Source organism: Aeromonas sp. 603404, assembly GCF_049171775.1.
In the GTDB taxonomy this organism is placed as follows: Bacteria; Pseudomonadota; Gammaproteobacteria; order Enterobacterales; family Aeromonadaceae; genus Aeromonas; species Aeromonas veronii_A.
The window spans coordinates 55268-72048 of the sequence record NZ_JAAKPE010000010.1; the positions used below are offsets into that span (position 1 = coordinate 55268).

Genomic DNA, 16781 nt, shown 5'->3' on the forward strand with positions numbered 1-16781 from the left:
CAAACCAACCGCTACACCGATGGCTGGCGGCTATACCGCCAACGGTTCCGAGGCGATCCGCACCCAGTCCTCTTCGTTGATGATCTGGATGTCCTGCCCTTTTTCCTTGGCTTTGATAGCGGCTTCAATCTTGCGTCCATGGCTGGTGAACATCCAATCTCGACTAGCTAAACTCCCGACGATCAACACATCAAGATGAGTTGTAACTCCCTTAATTGGAGAAGCGCCAAGCAGCTTAGCTTGCTGTTCTAGGTTATGGCGGGTGTCGGATAGGAATTTTCCTGTGAAGCATACTGTTTTGCCTTGGAGAGTCATCACATCTCCATCAGCAAAGAACTCAGTCGCCAATCCGGCAGCTAAACCTGATTCAGTGAAACGCTGGCCAGAGATTTGTTTTACCAGCTCCAACAGGTCTTCTCGTTCATCTTCAGTGATCTTACCGTCGGACAGAATATCGTTGAGGCGGCTGAACAGCAGACTACCCGGCCAAGAGGCCAAGAGGTCACGGTGCTTAAGTAATAATGAACTGAGCGCGAGAACCTCTTGCTCAACAATGTTGCTATCAGCACTAATGCCCTGCAGGAAACCAAGCAGCATGTTAACCAGCGCATCCATGTTGTCGTGCTCAATTTCGTTGTACTGCAACACATCGTTGAGTAGGTTCAGCAGGTCTTCTTTTTCATCAGCAGTGATAACACCGTCTTCGAGAACATCATGGATGAGGTCTTGAATATCGAGGAAATCACCATCTTTTTTGAACTCGGAATCCGATTTCAACCAAGTAGCCATAAAGAGGACTTCAGTATCATTGAGACGCTGATCAGCTGTGATTCCGCTCAAAATACCGTGAAGGCTGATCAGGGCTTTTTGCTTATTGCGCTTGTAACCGAATGACATTGGAACATCATGGAACTCTGACATGTTTTCTCCCTAAAACGTCTTGTCAGCCCAAGCATGTCGACCAATGTTTTTTCATCTTGGTTTGGCTATAAGCTGGCAACGGATGCAAAAACAGGGCCTATTAGCGCCCTGTTACTCTTTTTCTAAATATTCTGTGTTCTACCATCACGCCGATGATCTCGATGTGCTGCCGATCGGAGTGCATGGAAGGGTAATCATCATTAAGGGGGACAAGCTCAAACACCTCTTGCCCGTTTTCATCGATGCCGCGGGGTCGGAACTTCTTGAAAGTAGCTCCTTCGCTACCGTTCTTGGCAACAACATAATCGCCAGGGCGAGGTGACTCATCAGGGTCAACGATCACCAAGTCCCCTTCATTAAAGATCGGAGTCATGGAATTGCCGCGCAGCCAGAGACCGAAGCCACGAGGGCCAATATCGATACTGGCAGACACATACTCGACATTGCCGTCGAAGGTCGTGGCCTGCTCGCACATCTCCCGCCAGTTACCAGCCTGGACATAGCTGATTACGGGGATCCGCTTGCCCTGCGGTATTACCGCAGGTTCAACATTGTGGAACCCTGGGACTTGTTGATGTGATGAAATATCGGCGCCATTCCCCGTCAACAACCAATCAACTGTCACGCCAAGGGCTTCGGCTAAATCATTGAGATAACGCCCTTTTGGCTCTGCGCCTCCTCTCTCCCAATGACTGACGGCCACACGAGTCACACCAACTCGGGCAGCTAACTGATCTTGTGTAAACCCACAGGCTGAGCGCCGGGTTTTAATGCGTTCGCTTACGTTCATGTAAGAGAGATTACACCTCAAGTTACGTAACTAGATTTACTTTTTGGGTAAATTAACTTGCGCTCATGCTTTTCATGATCGTAAAGTAAGTTTCGTAAGTTAGTTAACCAAGGTGCTATCGACCATGAAAACAGCAGACGCAGTAGCTCACTTTGGGGGAATAGCCCCCTTAGCAAAGGCATTGGGTGTGAAGACACAGGCGATCTCTCAATGGAAAGAGAAAGTCCCTGAACTGCGCTCCTACCAAATCGAAGTGCTGACTGGTGGGAAGTTGAAAGCTGCTCCAGTAACAAAGCACTCGCGCCCAGCGCATTAAGGAGATCGCCATGACGATGGAAAACCATCCTGTCGAGCCCATCACCGAGGTACTGCGTGAGCTGGCGGCCATCAAGCAAGGGCTGGCCTTGCAAGCCCTGCCGGCTATTCCGCTCGATGCCTTTTTGGACATGCTGCTCGACGTCTACAAGTTCAAGCTCCCCAAGCGCACCGCCCAGGACATGATTGCCGATGGCCGCATTCCCATCATTCCCAAGCTGCGCGCCGGCGATCAGCCCTGGGTCAATCTGGTGCGCTGGCGCGAGATGGCCAGCGAGCCGGAGCAGTATTTCAAGCTGGTCAATGAGAACTCCGGACGGCGGCTGGCAAGCCGTGCGCTGACCAAGAAGCCCATGTCCCGCTCTGTGGCTTGATCACACAGTAGCGACTGCGAACAGGAGCTGAAAGTGTCTAACTGTCAACAAAACCTACACCGCCACTTCGCCAGTGCCTGCGACCGCTTCAAGCAGGTGCACAACCTTGCCGACCTGGCCGCGCAGATCGGCATGAGTGCCGATGTGCTGCGCAACAAGTTCAACCCGGCTCAGGCGCGGCACAAGTTGACTGCGACTGACCTTATCGACCTCTACCGCGTCACCGGTGACGACACCCTGTTCGACGGGTTGCTGTTTGATTGCCAGTTGACGGCCGTGCGCTTGCCGGCGGCTGCGGCCGCAGCACCAGAAGCACGTGCCCAGCAGGCACTCAATGCGGGGGCCCAGATCCTGGGCGTCACCGCTCAGGCGACCACGCTGCTTGCCGGTGACCGCGTCACCAAATCCAACCGAAACACCGTCGTCACCGGCATCTGGGCTGGCATTGAGCACCTTGTGCTGCTGGCTACCGAGGTCGAAGACCGCTTTCACGCCGTCCCTGGTCTTGCGTGTGCCGCTGATATGGCGCGTGCAGCACTGGGCGCATAGGAGAACCCATGAGACTGATTTGCCCCCACTGTGGTGCCCGCGCCAGCACTCGCACATCCATCCGGATGAGCCCGCTTTGCGGCATCGCCACTTATCAATGCAGCAATGTGGATTGCGGTCACACCTTCAAGGCGGGGTTCGAAATCATCGCAACCATCAGCCCCAGTGCCATGCCCAATCCGGCCATTGTGCTGCCCATTGTCCCGCGCAGGGTGAAAGAGGTGGCCCAGTGATCCCCTCACTGGCAGCCCAATTCTGCGCCCAGTTGAAGGAGAAACCAGCATGCAACACACCCAACCAGAGCCCCGCAACATCGCCGGTCTGACCGCCGAGGAGCAGGTGCTGATGAATACCGCAGGCATTGCGCTGTTGCGGGAGCACCTCAACCGGGCGGGTTCAAACCTCGACGGTGATTGGCTTAATGCGCCCAAGACCAAGCGAGTCGCCATTTGCACCATCGCACGCCAGCCGTGGGATTCGCTGATGATGGCGACCCTTTCTGCCCTGCCCTATCAGCAGCGTGAGGCGATCCGCCTTGCGGTGATTGCGCTGGATTATCAGTCGCTGTTTCACAGCGGGTGTGATCCGAAGGTGTGGCACCCGTCGGTGAAGGTGACGCCAGCAGAACTGGCCGAGCGGAAGAAGAGAGAACAGGCCAAACGCCAGCAACTGGATCATGCGGTGCATGTCGCTGGCCAGATTGGCCAAGAAGGCCCGAGAGCAATCGGGCACTAAAAAGCCCGCTTAACGGAGCTGCAACTCCAAGCGGGCCTTTATCAACAACGTATGAGGAAGTCGACATGGCAACTTTAGCGATCCCCTGCGCACTGCGCAACCTTCGCATCCAGCAACGCAAGCTGACGGGCCGCTATGGCGCCCGTCTTAGCCAGCACCCTGACGGGGTGGCGCTGCTCGAGCGTTCCACCGCACTGGCTTGGGCTTCTCTGTTCAGCCGCATCAACCCCTGCACACCTCAACAAGGAGCCTGACCATGAACGCACAACCGACCCAAATCAATCTGCTCAACCACCATGCCGCCAAGCGCCTGCGCCAGTTGCGGGAACAGTTGAAGCTGAGCCGCCCGAAGTTTGCCGACCTGCTGGGTATTCCACCCACCACGCTCAAGAACTACGAGCTGGGATACCGCGAGATTGGCGGCGGTTTGTTCCTGCTGATTGCCAACCACCCGGAGCTGAAACGGCACATCGACTGGTTACTGACCGGCATCGCCACGCCGGAGGTGCAGCCATGAGACAGATCTTCCACCCCATATCCCAACAGGAGGCGCTAGCCGAGTTGCCGCGCCTTCAACAACGGCTGACCGCCAAAGCTCGCCCTGCCTCTTTTACCTATCGGGGGTCAGAGGGCAAATCCCTGTTAGTCCAGGCGCAGCAGTCATTGCGCTGGCACCAGTTGTTTCACCACCTCAACCGGAGGGCCCGCCCATGAGTGACGCCATCAAGATTGCTAACCAAGCACCCAAGGTGATCGAGGCTCTTCTGGCCGAGATGTTTGCCGCACGAGCCGAGGATAACCGCATCGCCCTGGGCGCACTCTACTCGGGGGATGAATACATCCAGGTACAACTGGTGGTGACCAGCAAGCCTGCGGATCTGCTCGATGACGATTTGGTGATGGGGGATGAGGCATGAGTACCACGCTGTTCACCCTGGCCAGCCTGAAAGAGTGGCTAGCCCAGAACGAACCGAAACTGCTGCCGACAGCCCCGCTTTGCTGTGGTGGTGAACTCGGTATCTCAATCCGCATCGAGGCGGGCCATATCGCCATCGATGCGCCGGACTTTCAGGCAATAGATGAGGCATGCGATGAGCAACTTCGATCTGTTTGAGCTGGACGCCCAACAAGAGCAGAGCGAAGCCGGCCCTGCACATATGCAACCCACCACACCGGCCAGCCAGCTGACCACCCACTGGTTTGCCGCCCGCGCCGAGTTTATCGCTGCGGGCAGCGATGCCAGAGGCAACCGGGATCAGGTGGCCGAGCTGCTGGCGCTTGGCGCAATGCGCACCGTCTACTGGTTGGCCGCTGCCAATCAAGAGTTGGCACTGGCCCGGGAAATTGCCGAGTGGTGGGCCGAGTGCGCACCACTGCATGGACAGGGGGAGATCATCAAATGAGCCATGGACTGCAATGGGAGCTCACGCTCCTGCAAGATCGCTGGCAAGCCACCTACCGGGAAGATGCGGCACGGCTGCGTCTTTATCAACGGGAGCTGGCCCATGCGCGCCGGCTACCTGCCCGCCCCCACGCCAGCATCAAACAGTTGCTGCGCCAATGTGCGGCCGCCCGCCGATTGAAAGAGCATGCCCAAATGAGCGTTCGTGGCTGCCAGTTCCGCATCAAACAGCTATCCGGTTATCTCTCTGCATGACCAGCAAGACCAAACGCCTGCCGCTGTCGAAAAGAACACTGCGGCAGCGCATCGATACCCTTTGCAACTCTCTGCCCGGCGTCAACTTTGACGCCGCTTTTGCTGGTGACCGCGGTCAGTATGACCTGATCTGGGCCATGCAACTGCTCGATGGGCTCTCCACCGAGTTGACCAAGAACCTGTTCAAGCAGTACATCCGCCGCCGCAAGGATTGCAGCTTTACCCATTGCCGCTCCGCCAACATCTGGTTGAGGGAGCGAACCAAGTGGGTGCGGATGCAGCTCCAGACCATCCCGGTCGATCCAAAACAGATGCGCGATGACTCCGGCCGCAAACAGATTGCCCACCAGTTTGCCAACCAGACCGCAGCCATTTACAAGCACATCGAACAGAGCATCAAAGAAGGTGCCGAAGCGGATCTGCTGCAGACCTGGGAGCTGATGCGCCAGCCTGCCGGCCAGTGGGGGTTTATCGGCGATCTGCCGAAGTTCAAAACCGACGAGATGCGGGATAACTGGATCCTGAGCGTGCTGGTGCGCCTGCTCTCTGCCAAGTGGTGGGAGAAGCGCGTCAACCGCTGCTGGGACAGGCTACAAGAGCACATCAATATCCTGCTCGGCAAAGTGCGCAAGGGCGTATCTGCTTATGTATCGAACGCCACCATGAAGGTGGTGCGCGAACGCAAGCGGGCCATGATGCGCTGGCTGGCCGAGTCGGAAGTGGTGAACGAGCGTTATGACCTGGTCGTGTCGATGAAGGATTGCTGGGAGGCCAGCAACGCCAACCCGGTGAACCGCCGCAACGAAATGATGGTGCGTGCGCGGGGGTTCAATGACTATGCCGAGGAGCAGGGTCATGTGGGGGTCTTCTTCACCTGGACCGCCCCGAGCCGCTTTCATGCCTGGACACAAAAGCACAACGGCAAAGCGGTAGAGAACAAACGATATCAAGGGGCCACGCCGCGGGAGACCTGCGCCTATCTAGCCAAACTATGGAGCCGAGCCAGGGCAGCCCTCAAACGGTGGAACGCCCCCGTTTATGGATTTCGTGTTTGCGAGGCTCACCATGACGGCACCCCGCACTGGCACCTGCTGCTATTTATGCGCCCGGAAGATCGCAACCGGGTGATCGGTATCCTGCAACGCTATGCCCTGACCGATGACCATGACGAGCTGGTACGGGATATCAAGGGCGCCCCACCCTTTACCGACTTTACTCCCCGATTCGACTGGAAAGAGATAGACCCGGCCAAGGGGGATGCAGCCGGCTATCTCGCCAAATACATTGCCAAGAACATCGACGGCGCCTACCTGGACGATGACGAGGAGGCCGGTACCGCCGCTGATGAGGGTGCCCTGCATGCCGTAGCTTGGGCCAGTTGGTGGGGCATTCGCACCTTCCAGCAGATCGGAGGTGCCCCGGTTGGGGTATGGCGTGAACTGCGCCGCATCAGCAACGCCAAGAAGAATGCCGATCTGGTAGGCCCACCCAAGCCAGTGCTGCAAGACCCGCGCTTTGAGGCGGCCCGCTTTGCCGCAGATAACGGCATCTTTCGCTGCTACCTGCACGCCATGGGCGGCGCACTGGCCACCCGTGCCGAACACCCCATCAAGCTGGCCCACCTCATTGAGGAGCAAGCCAACAGCTACGGAGAAGACATCAAACGCCTGATGGGCATTACCTCCGCTCGCCTGGGCATCAAGACCCGCCTGCAAGGGTGGGAAATTGTGCCCGCCGGCACCCATGAAGCCAGGAAAGCCGCCGAGGCTGCAGCGAGGGGGGTTGGGGTTAAGACGGGCGACAGCCCGGCACCTTGGAGCTCTGACAATAACTGTACGCGGCCCGATCCTGATGCCTTCGCAGACCAGATCATGAGGGAACAATGGGGGTTATCGCCCTTCTCCATTGACCGATTACGGGCTGGTGCCAATGTCACGGTGGACGGTTTCACCCTCTGGTTGGAGAACGGCCAGGTGCAGTCGAGTCGCTTGACCCCATCGGGCAATGACGACCCACTTATCGAGTTAGAATGGCTACGGGCCATGGTTGGTGTACCAGAGCCGGACGAACAGCCCGACACCATTACCTCCGATGATGAGCATTGGCCGACACTGGTGATGGATTGCTACGAGCTGTTCAACACTTGCGGATTTGCAGCATGCCATCAGTGGATCTCCGCGCTGCCCAATCCATATCGATGCGAACTCTGGAGAGTGCTTGATAAATTAGACTGGGCAGAGCGGCACGAAGTGGAAAACCCGTGGTTTAACGAACTGATGAGCGAGGTAGAGTTTGACTGACCTATTTTCCAAGCAGGAAGCACTGCAGGGCGAACGGCTCACCACATCCCATACCTACATACCATTGACGGTGTTGCAGTTCCAAACACTGGAGAGCCAGTTAAACCGGATGGGGCCCCAGATCGATGGTACCCCAGCATGGTCGCCTGAGCAGATGCTTGAATAGCTACAACAACTACGGCCGCATATCAGAGGGGTGGCCATAGATAGCCATGATGCACCAGGTATACAAGTTGGAACAGGTGGGAATCCCTCCCCTACCCCAAGCAATTCCCGGCCGCCAGCAAGCCCCCAAGCAGAAGGCTAAACGCCCCCATCCCAGTCGATGCTCCCTCTGCTTTCCGCCGATAGCCACCCCGTGTGCAAGTGCCGCGTTGTGGATGGCCTGGTGCCGTTGAACATCGACCAGAGCGGCACCATCCGTTGTGTCAGGACTGGCCGCACCCTCTGGATAGCTCCGGGTAACACGGCCGATCGCGCCAATCCGGGGGCGGCTGAACGGCTCAACTCTACTTACAAACCAGCCCTTCATCAGGTTGTGTTTGATTAAGGTCAACATACAGACGTGTCTAAAAGACCCGGGGCGATTCACGATGAGACCAAGACAATCCATCCACCAGAATAATAACATCATGTTATGAAAATGATTTTTCAGTGTTAGTTATGAATGTGGGGCAGGGTGATACGGAAGGTTCTATTATCAAGTGAGTAATCCGGTCTATCTAATTACTGTTAAACGTCAAGAGGAACTGGCCACCTCTTCTTTTGGCCAAAGTTTGGATGAGTAGAGCGATGAAAAACATTTTACTGGCCGTGTTATTGACCCTATGTGGAATTTCCACGCATGCCTCAGAATATTGCCTAGAGCGATTTAATGAGGACATTCGAAAAGCGAACGTTGAACTCTCAGATAAGTTGACTCGACTGGATGCCCTACAAACCATTCTCGTGAATGTTCAAAAAGACAAGGATATCACGAGCAAAGAAATGGCAGATATTGTACATCGTGACCCATCGTTAAGCATACCCACAAACCGAGATAGAATGAAATATCTGTCTGAGCAATACGATGTCCTTGATCGCAACGAGACAGAGGCAAAGAGTGAATCCTTTCAAATTCAGGATCGAGTCTTTTCCCTCAAAAATACTATCCCTGCAAACTTGGCTGGACAGTTACGAGGATGCGTTGAGGTGGTAAAACCCGCTAACACTTTAGTTAATACCGTAATCCAGGCTATAGCAATTCTATCAACAGGTGGCGCGTCGCTTTCACTACCTCCCAAAGCTCTATATGTAGATATGGGACAAGTTCTAAACGGTTACCCGCTGGGCGGTCCACAGTCAGTCGTTAACGAAACTCGTCAGGCAGTTTTAAACGCGCTTGGTATCGGTGGTGAGAACAATGACATAGGGAAAATTATCAAAGATCCTGGTCGGATCATTCGTTGTTTGTTTGGTTGTTAGCAACCCACCTAAACAAATAGTCCCTATCGGCAGACACAAAAACAGTGTCATTGTTTAGTCGCAGGAAAATAACACTAACAATGAATATATGACGATGTCGATTACATTGGGTATAAGACTAGGGGCACTATTGCGCCCCTAGTCCTTTCAGTACCAACTGCCGCCCCTCTGGCGTCAGCGAGCTCATCAGGCTCAGCACCAGCTGGTTGGTGGTCTTGGCCGAAGGGCTTAAAATGTGGGCGAGCGACAAGGTGGCCACATTCAGCGTCAGTCCTTTGGCAAAGATAGATTCGAATAACTCACTTAACCACCGGTAGCTCGCCGAGCGCGGTGGTATAGCGGGGGCTTAGCTGCTCCCGCTTCATCATCCACTCTCGAGTACCCCGTCCGCGGGCCGCGAAGTAAACTTTCCCCAGTCGCCCCTGGTTGATCTTGTCGATGACCTGCATCAGCGCCTCGCTGCGCTGGGATTGCTGCTGTGCGACGAACAGGTCGCCCTGCTGCATGCTGGCGGGGGTGAAGTCGGCCAGCATGACGCCCCCTTTCTGGTATCGCTGCTCGTCGCGCCAGATGCGGGGGAGCAGTTCGGGGATCAGGGCCAGCAGCGCCCGGGTGTCATGGGTGGGCATCGCCAACTTGGTGCTTACCTGGTTGCCGTAATAGGGTTCCCGGTCGCTGAACGGGCTGGTGCGAATGAACAGGGTCACGTGCCGGCAGCACACCCTCTCCCCCCGCAGCTTCTCGGCGGCCCGCTCCATGTAGCCGGCCAGTGCCTGGTGCATGGGGCCTATCTGGGTGATGCGCTCCCCAAACGAACGCGAGCAGATGATCTGTTGCTTGGCCTGAACCTCTTGCTCCAGTTCGGCACAGGGAATACCACGCAGCTCCTGAACCGTGCGCTCGACCACCACGCCATAGCGGCGCCGCAGCGCCTTGGGGTCTGCGGCAACCAGTTCGGCCACAGTCTTGATGCCCTGAGCCTCCAGCTTGGCGGTGAGCCGTCGGCCAATGCCCCATATCTCATCCACCGGGGTGATCGCCATCAGCCGGGCGCGCCGCACTTCATCCCGCAGATCAACCACACCGCCAGTGGCGGGCCACTTCTTGGCGGCGTAGTTGGCGAGCTTGGCGAGCGTCTTGGTGGGGCCGATGCCGACCCCCACGGTCAGCCCCGTCCACTGCTGCACCCGCTCGCGAATCTGGCGGCCATAGGCCATCAGGTCGCCCGCCCAGGACTCGCTCAGTTCGATGAAGGCCTCGTCGATGCTGTAGACCTCCACCGCTGGGGCCATCCCCTCCAGAATGGTCATCACCCGGTTCGACATGTCGCCATAGAGGGCGTAGTTGCTGGAGAACCAGACCCCGCCCATGGCCTCGAAGAACTGGCGGATCTGGAAGTACGGCACCCCCATCTTGATGCCGAGCGCCTTGGCCTCCGCCGAACGGGCCACCACGCAGCCATCGTTGTTGGAGAGCACCACGATGGGCCGCCCCTTCAAATCAGGACGAAACAGCCGTTCGCAACTGGCGTAGAAGTTGTTCACATCGACCAGAGCGACGGCGCAGCGCTTGTTCATGGGGTATCCACCTGATGCACGACAAAAGACACCACCCCGAAGATTTCCAGCTCCTGCCCCTCACTGAAATGGATAGGCCGATATGCCGGGTTGCCAGGGAGCAAGGCGACTGTGGGCTCAAGCTGCAGCTCCTTCACCGTGAACTCGCCATCAACTGCGGCGACCACCACGCTACCGTGCCTGGCCTTGCGGCTACGGTCGACGACCAGCAGGTCACCATCGCGGATCCCGTGGTCGACCATGCTGTCACCGGCCGCCCGCACGAAGTAGGTGGCCGCTGGATGGGCCACGCACAACTGGTTAAGGTCGATGGTCTGCTCGGTGTAGTCCTGCGCCGGCGACGGAAAACCGCAGGCCACCGGGGAGAGAAACAGGGGTAGCTCCAACAAGGGAGCATCGGGAGCGGGTTGAGCAAACATGCTGGCAATCTCTGCATTACTGTATGAATGCACAGTATAGCAAGCCACCAAAAGCGGATCACCGTTTGACGTTTGGCGTTTGGCGTTTGGCGTTTGGCGTTTGGCTCAATATCTACGAAAGTTCTTGGTCAATGAAACTCTGCATGAGCTACCGCCACCCACCGCGACAGTGACCGGCAGCTCCTGCTCACTCGCCTATTACGCTAACACTCATTAACATGACGGTAATGTAACCAGTCCTGCTAACACGATTAACAGATCAGATAGGGCCTAAAATAATGCCGAATTCTCAACAACATACTACAAGGTAAGTTATAGGTATCAGCTTTTTACTATTCGTCTACGATGAAAGATGATGCTTTCAAAACGCTCTTGGCATCGTTTTCAGACTGAGGAATGATGTCTTGCATGAGAATCATATCGAAGCTGTTCAGTATTGACGAACTTACGCGACTTTTTATTAAATTAAAATCTCCAACATAATCATTGCAGGGAGAATGTCTACCAATAGACTGTTCAAATAAAGAATCACTCTGTCTACGCCATTCTTGGGGACCAGTGATTTTTTTCAGAGCTCCCTCAGGAACACGTTTTCCTGAGCCTGTGACGTAGAACGCTTCACGCTGAATGTACGAACTAACGTTATAATTGCATCGTCTAGTATCTACTGGATGTGTTAAAGTTGAACTACTACCATGTTGCGCCATAAATGCTTTGATGTGGGCTGTAAATACATATACAAACTTATCGGCACTGCCATTAGGATAACTAATGGAATACGATTTCTCTATAGTTTTCAATATGGTATCGCTATCTTCACGTGTTTGCGATTGTGCATTAGCCGTGACTATCAGCAGCATTATTAATGACATTTTTGCCTTCATAATTACTTTCCTATGCTGACCATCGAGAATTAACACCACATCAAGGTACTACTAGCATAGTGTGCCATACTTCAGTTACGAGCATTAGTTACATAGATCTCAGTTTTATACAAAAATTTATACGGTGATACCCCAGTTCTGCGTTGTTGACTAAATCCGAACTGGGCAACCGTTTTCCCAAGCGGCTTCTTCAACTCAGCTCACCTGCAGTCTCACAAGCGTGCCATGCGTTGTCATTCTCTCCATCGCATTAATCCCTTCCAATGCCTCACACACCTGAGCATTGTAATTCCTCAGGCTAGATATCGAGCCTGAGGAATTGTTTGAAACGATACATCGCTGTCTCGGCCATCGAACGCTGATATATCCTATCCTTTGAGACCCCCTTGTCACCAATCTGACGACTGAGAGTATCGCGCTGTTGATAGCATCCTGAATGAGTTCGCACAGATGCAGTACTTCATAAGTGGCGTAGTACTGCTCGAGCCCCAAGCCATGCCCCGCCATTAGTGGGAATTTATACAGACCGACACCTCCGGAAAACGATGTGATGTCTGCACATACAGAGTGCTATTTTCCTACATTGCCGCAAACTAATCCTCGGTAGCAATATACCCAACTTGAATCAACTTAATGCCATCATTTTTTCGTCTGGGATGTCTACTAACACGCTGATTGAACCTGAAAGGATCTGATGGAAAGTGAAGGATCGCAAAAAGGATCCAAAATGCCGCACGCGGCCAGTGCTGGCGCGGGGAGCAGATAGCCGCCGCCAGTCGTTCACCTGCATGATTTTCAACACATAAAGCGCGCAGGCGAGGCGGGGTCCCGATTGCGCGCGCTGGGTGTTGAAGGGCCTTTCGAGGCTCCGCTCATGCTCGCAGGTGCGTGTGAAGGATCTCGGGAATATGGTTGCGAAGGGATGGCTGGCGATAGTCTGTAACGCGACTGGTGGGCTCTGGCTGGATGGGAGCTCGGCCAAAACAAAGCCCCCGGAGGAAGGGGGCTTTATATTATTGCCATTCGACACTCACCATCATGATGAGGCTTTTTGAATATAGCCAAGGTTTTCAGCTTTGCACTGTCAGATCTGACAGTCGATAGGAGGTGAACCGGATTATCTCCTCCCCTGCCCATTCGTTGAACTGCGCAAAGTTTGCCTTCATGCTGTCGATCTCGTTGACGTCAAACACCTGGGCCGCCTTGGTCACATCCCCAAACCCGCCCGTGTTGTTTGGTACCACCCCCATCAGTTGCGGCGGTACCCGATGGGCCGCCAGCTGGTCATCCCGGCTCACCCCCTTGATAGACAGGAAATCATCCTTGGCCGCAATCTCGGCCACCGGGATCAGCTTCACCGAATCCGCCTTGCCACCCGGGGTATAGAGCAGCAGGTTGCGAAAGTTACCCGGCCCCTTGCTGTTTTGCAGCGCCGTCTTGAGTGCGGTGATGTCGCCCTCGTTCTGCAGGGCATCGCTGATGTGCAGGATAAAACCCGCATGACTGCCGTTCTCGTAGTAGCGACGGCGAAACAGCGTGGCCGACTCGTTGAGCAGCGCCGAGTTCAGGCTGGCCACGTAGTCAGGGATGCCATAAATCTCCTGGTTAACGTCCGCCTCCATCACATGCCCCACATCACCGGCGGGCAACTCCACCTCATCCCCAGGCCTTGGCACCCACCAGTAGCGCTCCAGGTCGAGGGATCGGCGAGTGTACTTGGCCGGCATCTGGTCATAGCGCAGCGTGCCACCCAGCCGGTTGCGCACCCGCTGCAGGTGAGCGTTGCCGAAGATCTCGTAGTCCATTACCAAGCCGGTAAAGGCGGCCAGGCTCAGTTTGGGATGAGGGATGAAACAGCCGCGCAAGATATTGCGCTTTACCTGGATGGCCGAAGCATGATGCACCGCCGCCCGATAGACCCGCGCCAGCCCGTGCAGGCTCAGGGGATGCTCATACCAGCGGCCGTTGTGCATCGACTCCAGGTAATCGAACACCTCCCGCTGGGACAACACCGGGATAGCCTCCCCAAACGTAAACGCCTGCACACCGGCAGGCGAGTTGATCTGCTCACTCATCAGTAAATCTCCATAAAGCCGGAATTGGTGCCGGTCTGCCCCTCAAGGGGCTCGTGTAACAGAGCTTGCATGGTTGCCCAAGCAATATCGGCGTGGCTGGTCTCATCGGAGCGGCTAGCCTCGAAGGTGGGCAGCTTGCCGCTTTGGGTCACGGCGCGGCGGATGCTCATAAACGCCTGGGCCAAGTCGGTCCAACCGCTGTCGAACTCCAGCCGCCCCTTGTTCATCACATCCTGTGCCTTCATCACCATCCGCATCTTCACGTTGGGGTTGTACTGAATGGCGGTCACCGCCGGATAAAACTGCTTCACCAGCTGATAGACCCCCTCCCCAATCCCGGTGGTATCGATGCCGATATAGGCGACGTTGTAGCGATCGCAGACGGCACGAATGGATTTGGCCTGAGCGTCAAAGTCCATCCCCTGCCAGCGGTGGCGCTCCAACACCCGAAACTTGCCGCCGGGCACCAGTGGCGGGGCCAGCACCGCGCAGCCGGCGCTGTCACCTTTACCCCCCTTGGCCGGGTCATAGCCGATCCACACAGCCCGGTTGGCCAGCGGCCGCAAGGTGTGGGGCTTGTAGTCCTCCCACACCAGCCAGCTGTCGACCATGCAGCGCTGCAGCGTCGCCAACGGAAACAGACTCTCGGTATCATCCATGAATTCGCACATCAGCAGGTTGCGGTATTCATCCTCGGAATACTCACTGCGCAGTTGATCCAGGTCGAACAGGTTGCAGCCGCCGCGCACCGCATCTTCCACAGTGACGATCTGCCGCCACTGGCCATCGGCGCACAGCTTGCCGGCAGACAGGTTGGCGTGGCTCAGGTCAATCTCGACCCGGTCGGCCTTGGCCTTGCCGCGGTTAAAGTTGGCGCCAGACCAGAATCCATAAGCGGGATGGGAAAGGCTGGAGGGTGTAGAAATGTAGGTCTGGCGCCACTTCTTGTGCATCGCCATACCGGAGGCCACCTTGCGGAACTCCAGAAAGCCGTGGATCCAGAAATACTCATCCATGTAGATGTTGCCGTGGTAACTCTGGGCGGTGCGGGCATTGGTACCAAGGAAGTAAAGGTGCGCCCCGTTCGGCAGCACCATGGGGTCACCTTTGAGCTCAACCCCCTCCTCCTTGGCGAACTGGATGATGTACTGCTTGAACATGTGGGCCTGCGCCTTGCTGGCTGACAGGAAAATCTGGTTGCGCCCGGTCACCAGGGCATCAATGAACGCCTCGAAGGCGAAGAAGTAGGTCGCCCCGATCTGGCGCGACTTGAGCAGGTCGCGGATCCGGTACTCCTGCCCGGCCTGATACCAGACCCGCTGGTAATCGAACATAGTCGACTCAAACCGCTCGATAAGCCGCTCTTGCTGCTCGGGCTCCACCACGTTGCGCTCGGGGGCCTTCTTCGGCCCCTTGTTGCGGTTGGCCACCTTCGGGTTGAGGTCGGCCTCGTTGCCGCCGTTGCTGTACTTGTTGACCCGGGCGATGCGCTCGAGCTGGCGGCCCAGCAGGTCAATCTCCTTGAAGTCGCCGCCGCTCTTGGTCTCCTTCATCACCAGCTGGATCATGCGCGCCTCGATGGCGCTATCCACCCGGTCTATCGGTTTGATGTCCTCCCAGCCGTCGCGCTTCTTCCAGGTCGAGACGGTACCCTCCGGCGTTTGCAGCAACTCGGCAATGGCGCGCAACGGGTACCCCTGAAAGAACAGGTACATGGCCTGCCGTCTGGGGTCGAGATGGGGAAAGATGATGGGTGCTGTTGTCATGGCGCCAGTCTACCCAGCCGCTACCACCCCAAACGCCCCACTGCCAGTGTGTAGCGCCATCCCACACTGGCCCCGGATTGCACGATCCCGCCGCTCACCCAGACCATAACCGCGACATCACTACCCAATTACCAAAGGGATCCCAGCACATGCCTAAGTCCAAATTCTTCCGTGTTGCGGTTGAGGGGGGCACCACCGACGGTCGCGCCATCACCCGCGAATGGATTGAGCAGATGGCCCAGCGCTACAACCAGGCCACCTATGGCGCACGGGTCAATATGGAGCATATCCGGGGCCTCGACCCCAACGGTTTGTTCAAGATGTACGGCGACATCACCGCCGCCAAGACCGAAGAGGTCACCATCGAAGGGGAACAGCGGCTGGCCCTGTTCGTCCAGATTGACCCGACGCCGGAGCTGATCGCGCTCAACAAGAAGCGCCAGAAGGTCTACACCTCCATCGAGATCCACCCCAACCTGAACGAAAAAGGGGCCTACATGATGGGGCTGGCCGTCACCGACAGCCCGGCAAGCCTTGGCACCGAAATGCTGCAGTTCTGCAGCAAAGCCGCGGTCAACCCGCTGGCCGACCGCAAATACCATCCGGAATGCCTGTTTACCGAAGCCCTCGAAACCGTCATCGAGTTTGAAGATGAGCAGGAGAAAGGCCCGGGCCTGCTGGAACGGATCAGCGCCATTTTCACCAGCCACAAGCAGCAATCGACCGCCGATTTCAGCGAGGTGCATCAGGCCGTCGAAGCCGTGGCCAAAGAGGTGACCAACCTCGATACCGACCTGCAAACCAAGTTCAACGAACTGACGGCCCGGCAAACGGCGACCGCCAACGCCCTGGCCGACCTGACCACCCAGCTCGAGCGCCAGGAAGATTTCAGCCACAAGCGCCAGCCTGCCACCGGTGACGATGGCACCAAGCCAACCAACACCGATTTTTAAGG

The 16781-nt window shown here is 56.4% G+C and carries 21 protein-coding genes and 1 pseudogene; 14 read left to right on the forward strand and 8 right to left on the reverse strand.

The window, feature by feature from the left end:
- Positions 1–30: 30 nt before the first annotated feature.
- The gene (locus G5306_RS13840; protein ID WP_110303030.1) at positions 31–921 is read right to left on the reverse strand and encodes a BRCT domain-containing protein; all 891 of its coding nucleotides are present in this window, start codon (positions 919–921) and stop codon (positions 31–33) included.
- Between the two features lie 100 nt (positions 922–1021).
- Positions 1022–1711, reverse strand: a complete 690-nt coding sequence (locus G5306_RS13845) for a LexA family protein (protein WP_421313005.1) — start codon at positions 1709–1711, stop codon at positions 1022–1024.
- Between the two features lie 124 nt (positions 1712–1835).
- Here G5306_RS13845 and G5306_RS13850 point away from each other — a divergent pair, with 124 nt between their 5' ends.
- The 13 genes from G5306_RS13850 (at position 1836) to G5306_RS13910 (ending at position 9105) form a co-directional block, all read left to right on the forward strand.
- The gene (locus G5306_RS13850; RefSeq protein WP_129503805.1) at positions 1836–2027 is read left to right on the forward strand and encodes a Cro/CI family transcriptional regulator; all 192 of its coding nucleotides are present in this window, start codon (positions 1836–1838) and stop codon (positions 2025–2027) included.
- Between the two features lie 10 nt (positions 2028–2037).
- Positions 2038–2400: a hypothetical protein gene (locus G5306_RS13855; protein ID WP_421313006.1), complete on the forward strand. Its 363-nt coding sequence runs from the start codon at positions 2038–2040 to the stop codon at positions 2398–2400.
- A 33-nt stretch (positions 2401–2433) separates the two neighbouring features.
- The gene (locus G5306_RS13860) at positions 2434–2949 is read left to right on the forward strand and encodes a phage regulatory CII family protein (RefSeq protein ID WP_421289480.1); all 516 of its coding nucleotides are present in this window, start codon (positions 2434–2436) and stop codon (positions 2947–2949) included.
- 8 nt (positions 2950–2957) lie between these two features.
- Complete coding sequence (locus tag G5306_RS13865) at positions 2958–3182, forward strand: ogr/Delta-like zinc finger family protein (RefSeq protein WP_005351998.1); 225 nt, start codon at positions 2958–2960, stop codon at positions 3180–3182.
- Between the two features lie 49 nt (positions 3183–3231).
- Positions 3232–3684 (forward strand): hypothetical protein, encoded by a 453-nt coding sequence (locus tag G5306_RS13870; RefSeq protein WP_421287489.1) that lies wholly within the window; start codon positions 3232–3234, stop codon positions 3682–3684.
- A gap of 65 nt (positions 3685–3749) precedes the next feature.
- Positions 3750–3938: a hypothetical protein gene (locus tag G5306_RS13875; RefSeq protein WP_058056131.1), complete on the forward strand. Its 189-nt coding sequence runs from the start codon at positions 3750–3752 to the stop codon at positions 3936–3938.
- Positions 3939–3940: 2 nt separating this feature from the next.
- Positions 3941–4201 (forward strand): helix-turn-helix domain-containing protein, encoded by a 261-nt coding sequence (locus G5306_RS13880; protein ID WP_421313007.1) that lies wholly within the window; start codon positions 3941–3943, stop codon positions 4199–4201.
- A gap of 193 nt (positions 4202–4394) precedes the next feature.
- Positions 4395–4601, forward strand: coding sequence for a hypothetical protein (locus G5306_RS13885; RefSeq protein ID WP_421313008.1), 207 nt, complete (start codon positions 4395–4397; stop codon positions 4599–4601).
- Positions 4598–4798, forward strand: a complete 201-nt coding sequence (locus tag G5306_RS13890; RefSeq protein WP_058056128.1) for a hypothetical protein — start codon at positions 4598–4600, stop codon at positions 4796–4798. Before G5306_RS13885 ends, G5306_RS13890 begins: the two co-directional genes overlap by 4 nt.
- Positions 4776–5087, forward strand: coding sequence for a hypothetical protein (locus G5306_RS13895; RefSeq protein WP_421313009.1), 312 nt, complete (start codon positions 4776–4778; stop codon positions 5085–5087). Before G5306_RS13890 ends, G5306_RS13895 begins: the two co-directional genes overlap by 23 nt.
- Positions 5084–5341: a hypothetical protein gene (locus tag G5306_RS13900; protein WP_005352024.1), complete on the forward strand. Its 258-nt coding sequence runs from the start codon at positions 5084–5086 to the stop codon at positions 5339–5341. Before G5306_RS13895 ends, G5306_RS13900 begins: the two co-directional genes overlap by 4 nt.
- Positions 5338–7641 carry a replication endonuclease gene (locus G5306_RS13905; RefSeq protein ID WP_421313010.1) on the forward strand — a complete coding sequence of 768 codons (2304 nt, stop codon included), beginning with the start codon at positions 5338–5340 and terminating at the stop codon, positions 7639–7641. The genes G5306_RS13900 and G5306_RS13905 overlap by 4 nt, the downstream gene beginning before the upstream one ends.
- Before the next feature lie 792 nt (positions 7642–8433).
- Positions 8434–9105, forward strand: coding sequence for a hypothetical protein (locus G5306_RS13910; RefSeq protein WP_421313011.1), 672 nt, complete (start codon positions 8434–8436; stop codon positions 9103–9105).
- A 127-nt stretch (positions 9106–9232) separates the two neighbouring features.
- Here G5306_RS13910 and G5306_RS13915 read toward each other — a convergent pair.
- The 6 genes and pseudogenes from G5306_RS13915 to G5306_RS13940 all read right to left on the reverse strand — a co-directional run.
- A pseudogene (locus G5306_RS13915) lies at positions 9233–9386 on the reverse strand (transcriptional regulator); the annotation flags it as partial.
- Positions 9387–9404: 18 nt separating this feature from the next.
- Positions 9405–10682, reverse strand: coding sequence for a translesion error-prone DNA polymerase V subunit UmuC (gene umuC / locus G5306_RS13920; protein ID WP_421313012.1), 1278 nt, complete (start codon positions 10680–10682; stop codon positions 9405–9407).
- Entirely contained in the window at positions 10679–11101 is a 423-nt protein-coding gene (umuD, locus tag G5306_RS13925) for a translesion error-prone DNA polymerase V autoproteolytic subunit (protein ID WP_421313013.1), read from the reverse strand. The genes umuC and umuD overlap by 4 nt, the downstream gene beginning before the upstream one ends.
- A 332-nt stretch (positions 11102–11433) precedes the next feature.
- The gene (locus tag G5306_RS13930) at positions 11434–11985 is read right to left on the reverse strand and encodes a hypothetical protein (protein ID WP_421313014.1); all 552 of its coding nucleotides are present in this window, start codon (positions 11983–11985) and stop codon (positions 11434–11436) included.
- Positions 11986–13055: 1070 nt separating this feature from the next.
- Positions 13056–14060 carry a phage portal protein gene (locus G5306_RS13935; RefSeq protein WP_368208413.1) on the reverse strand — a complete coding sequence of 335 codons (1005 nt, stop codon included), beginning with the start codon at positions 14058–14060 and terminating at the stop codon, positions 13056–13058.
- Entirely contained in the window at positions 14060–15826 is a 1767-nt protein-coding gene (locus G5306_RS13940; RefSeq protein WP_368208414.1) for a terminase ATPase subunit family protein, read from the reverse strand. The genes G5306_RS13935 and G5306_RS13940 overlap by 1 nt, the downstream gene beginning before the upstream one ends.
- A gap of 149 nt (positions 15827–15975) precedes the next feature.
- Between G5306_RS13940 and G5306_RS13945 the strand changes: the two genes are divergently transcribed.
- On the forward strand, positions 15976–16779 hold the full coding sequence (locus tag G5306_RS13945) for a GPO family capsid scaffolding protein (RefSeq protein WP_421313015.1): 804 nt from the start codon (positions 15976–15978) through the stop codon (positions 16777–16779).
- The last annotated feature ends 2 nt before the right edge of the window (positions 16780–16781 follow it).

What these genes read in the sequence shown, in the direction of transcription:
- G5306_RS13840 (WP_110303030.1), bottom strand. Translation starts at nt 921, where the DNA reads ATGTCAGAGTTCCATGATGTTCCAATGTCATTCGGTTACAAGCGCAAT.
- G5306_RS13845 (WP_421313005.1), bottom strand. Translation starts at nt 1,711, where the DNA reads ATGAACGTAAGCGAACGCATTAAAACCCGGCGCTCAGCCTGTGGGTTT.
- G5306_RS13850 (WP_129503805.1), top strand. Translation starts at nt 1,836, where the DNA reads ATGAAAACAGCAGACGCAGTAGCTCACTTTGGGGGAATAGCCCCCTTA.
- G5306_RS13855 (WP_421313006.1), top strand. Translation starts at nt 2,038, where the DNA reads ATGACGATGGAAAACCATCCTGTCGAGCCCATCACCGAGGTACTGCGT.
- G5306_RS13865 (WP_005351998.1), top strand. Translation starts at nt 2,958, where the DNA reads ATGAGACTGATTTGCCCCCACTGTGGTGCCCGCGCCAGCACTCGCACA.
- G5306_RS13870 (WP_421287489.1), top strand. Translation starts at nt 3,232, where the DNA reads ATGCAACACACCCAACCAGAGCCCCGCAACATCGCCGGTCTGACCGCC.
- G5306_RS13875 (WP_058056131.1), top strand. Translation starts at nt 3,750, where the DNA reads ATGGCAACTTTAGCGATCCCCTGCGCACTGCGCAACCTTCGCATCCAG.
- G5306_RS13880 (WP_421313007.1), top strand. Translation starts at nt 3,941, where the DNA reads ATGAACGCACAACCGACCCAAATCAATCTGCTCAACCACCATGCCGCC.
- G5306_RS13885 (WP_421313008.1), top strand. Translation starts at nt 4,395, where the DNA reads ATGAGTGACGCCATCAAGATTGCTAACCAAGCACCCAAGGTGATCGAG.
- G5306_RS13890 (WP_058056128.1), top strand. Translation starts at nt 4,598, where the DNA reads ATGAGTACCACGCTGTTCACCCTGGCCAGCCTGAAAGAGTGGCTAGCC.
- G5306_RS13895 (WP_421313009.1), top strand. Translation starts at nt 4,776, where the DNA reads ATGAGCAACTTCGATCTGTTTGAGCTGGACGCCCAACAAGAGCAGAGC.
- G5306_RS13900 (WP_005352024.1), top strand. Translation starts at nt 5,084, where the DNA reads ATGAGCCATGGACTGCAATGGGAGCTCACGCTCCTGCAAGATCGCTGG.
- G5306_RS13905 (WP_421313010.1), top strand. Translation starts at nt 5,338, where the DNA reads ATGACCAGCAAGACCAAACGCCTGCCGCTGTCGAAAAGAACACTGCGG.
- G5306_RS13910 (WP_421313011.1), top strand. Translation starts at nt 8,434, where the DNA reads ATGAAAAACATTTTACTGGCCGTGTTATTGACCCTATGTGGAATTTCC.
- umuC (WP_421313012.1), bottom strand. Translation starts at nt 10,682, where the DNA reads ATGAACAAGCGCTGCGCCGTCGCTCTGGTCGATGTGAACAACTTCTAC.
- umuD (WP_421313013.1), bottom strand. Translation starts at nt 11,101, where the DNA reads ATGTTTGCTCAACCCGCTCCCGATGCTCCCTTGTTGGAGCTACCCCTG.
- G5306_RS13930 (WP_421313014.1), bottom strand. Translation starts at nt 11,985, where the DNA reads ATGAAGGCAAAAATGTCATTAATAATGCTGCTGATAGTCACGGCTAAT.
- G5306_RS13935 (WP_368208413.1), bottom strand. Translation starts at nt 14,060, where the DNA reads ATGAGTGAGCAGATCAACTCGCCTGCCGGTGTGCAGGCGTTTACGTTT.
- G5306_RS13940 (WP_368208414.1), bottom strand. Translation starts at nt 15,826, where the DNA reads ATGACAACAGCACCCATCATCTTTCCCCATCTCGACCCCAGACGGCAG.
- G5306_RS13945 (WP_421313015.1), top strand. Translation starts at nt 15,976, where the DNA reads ATGCCTAAGTCCAAATTCTTCCGTGTTGCGGTTGAGGGGGGCACCACC.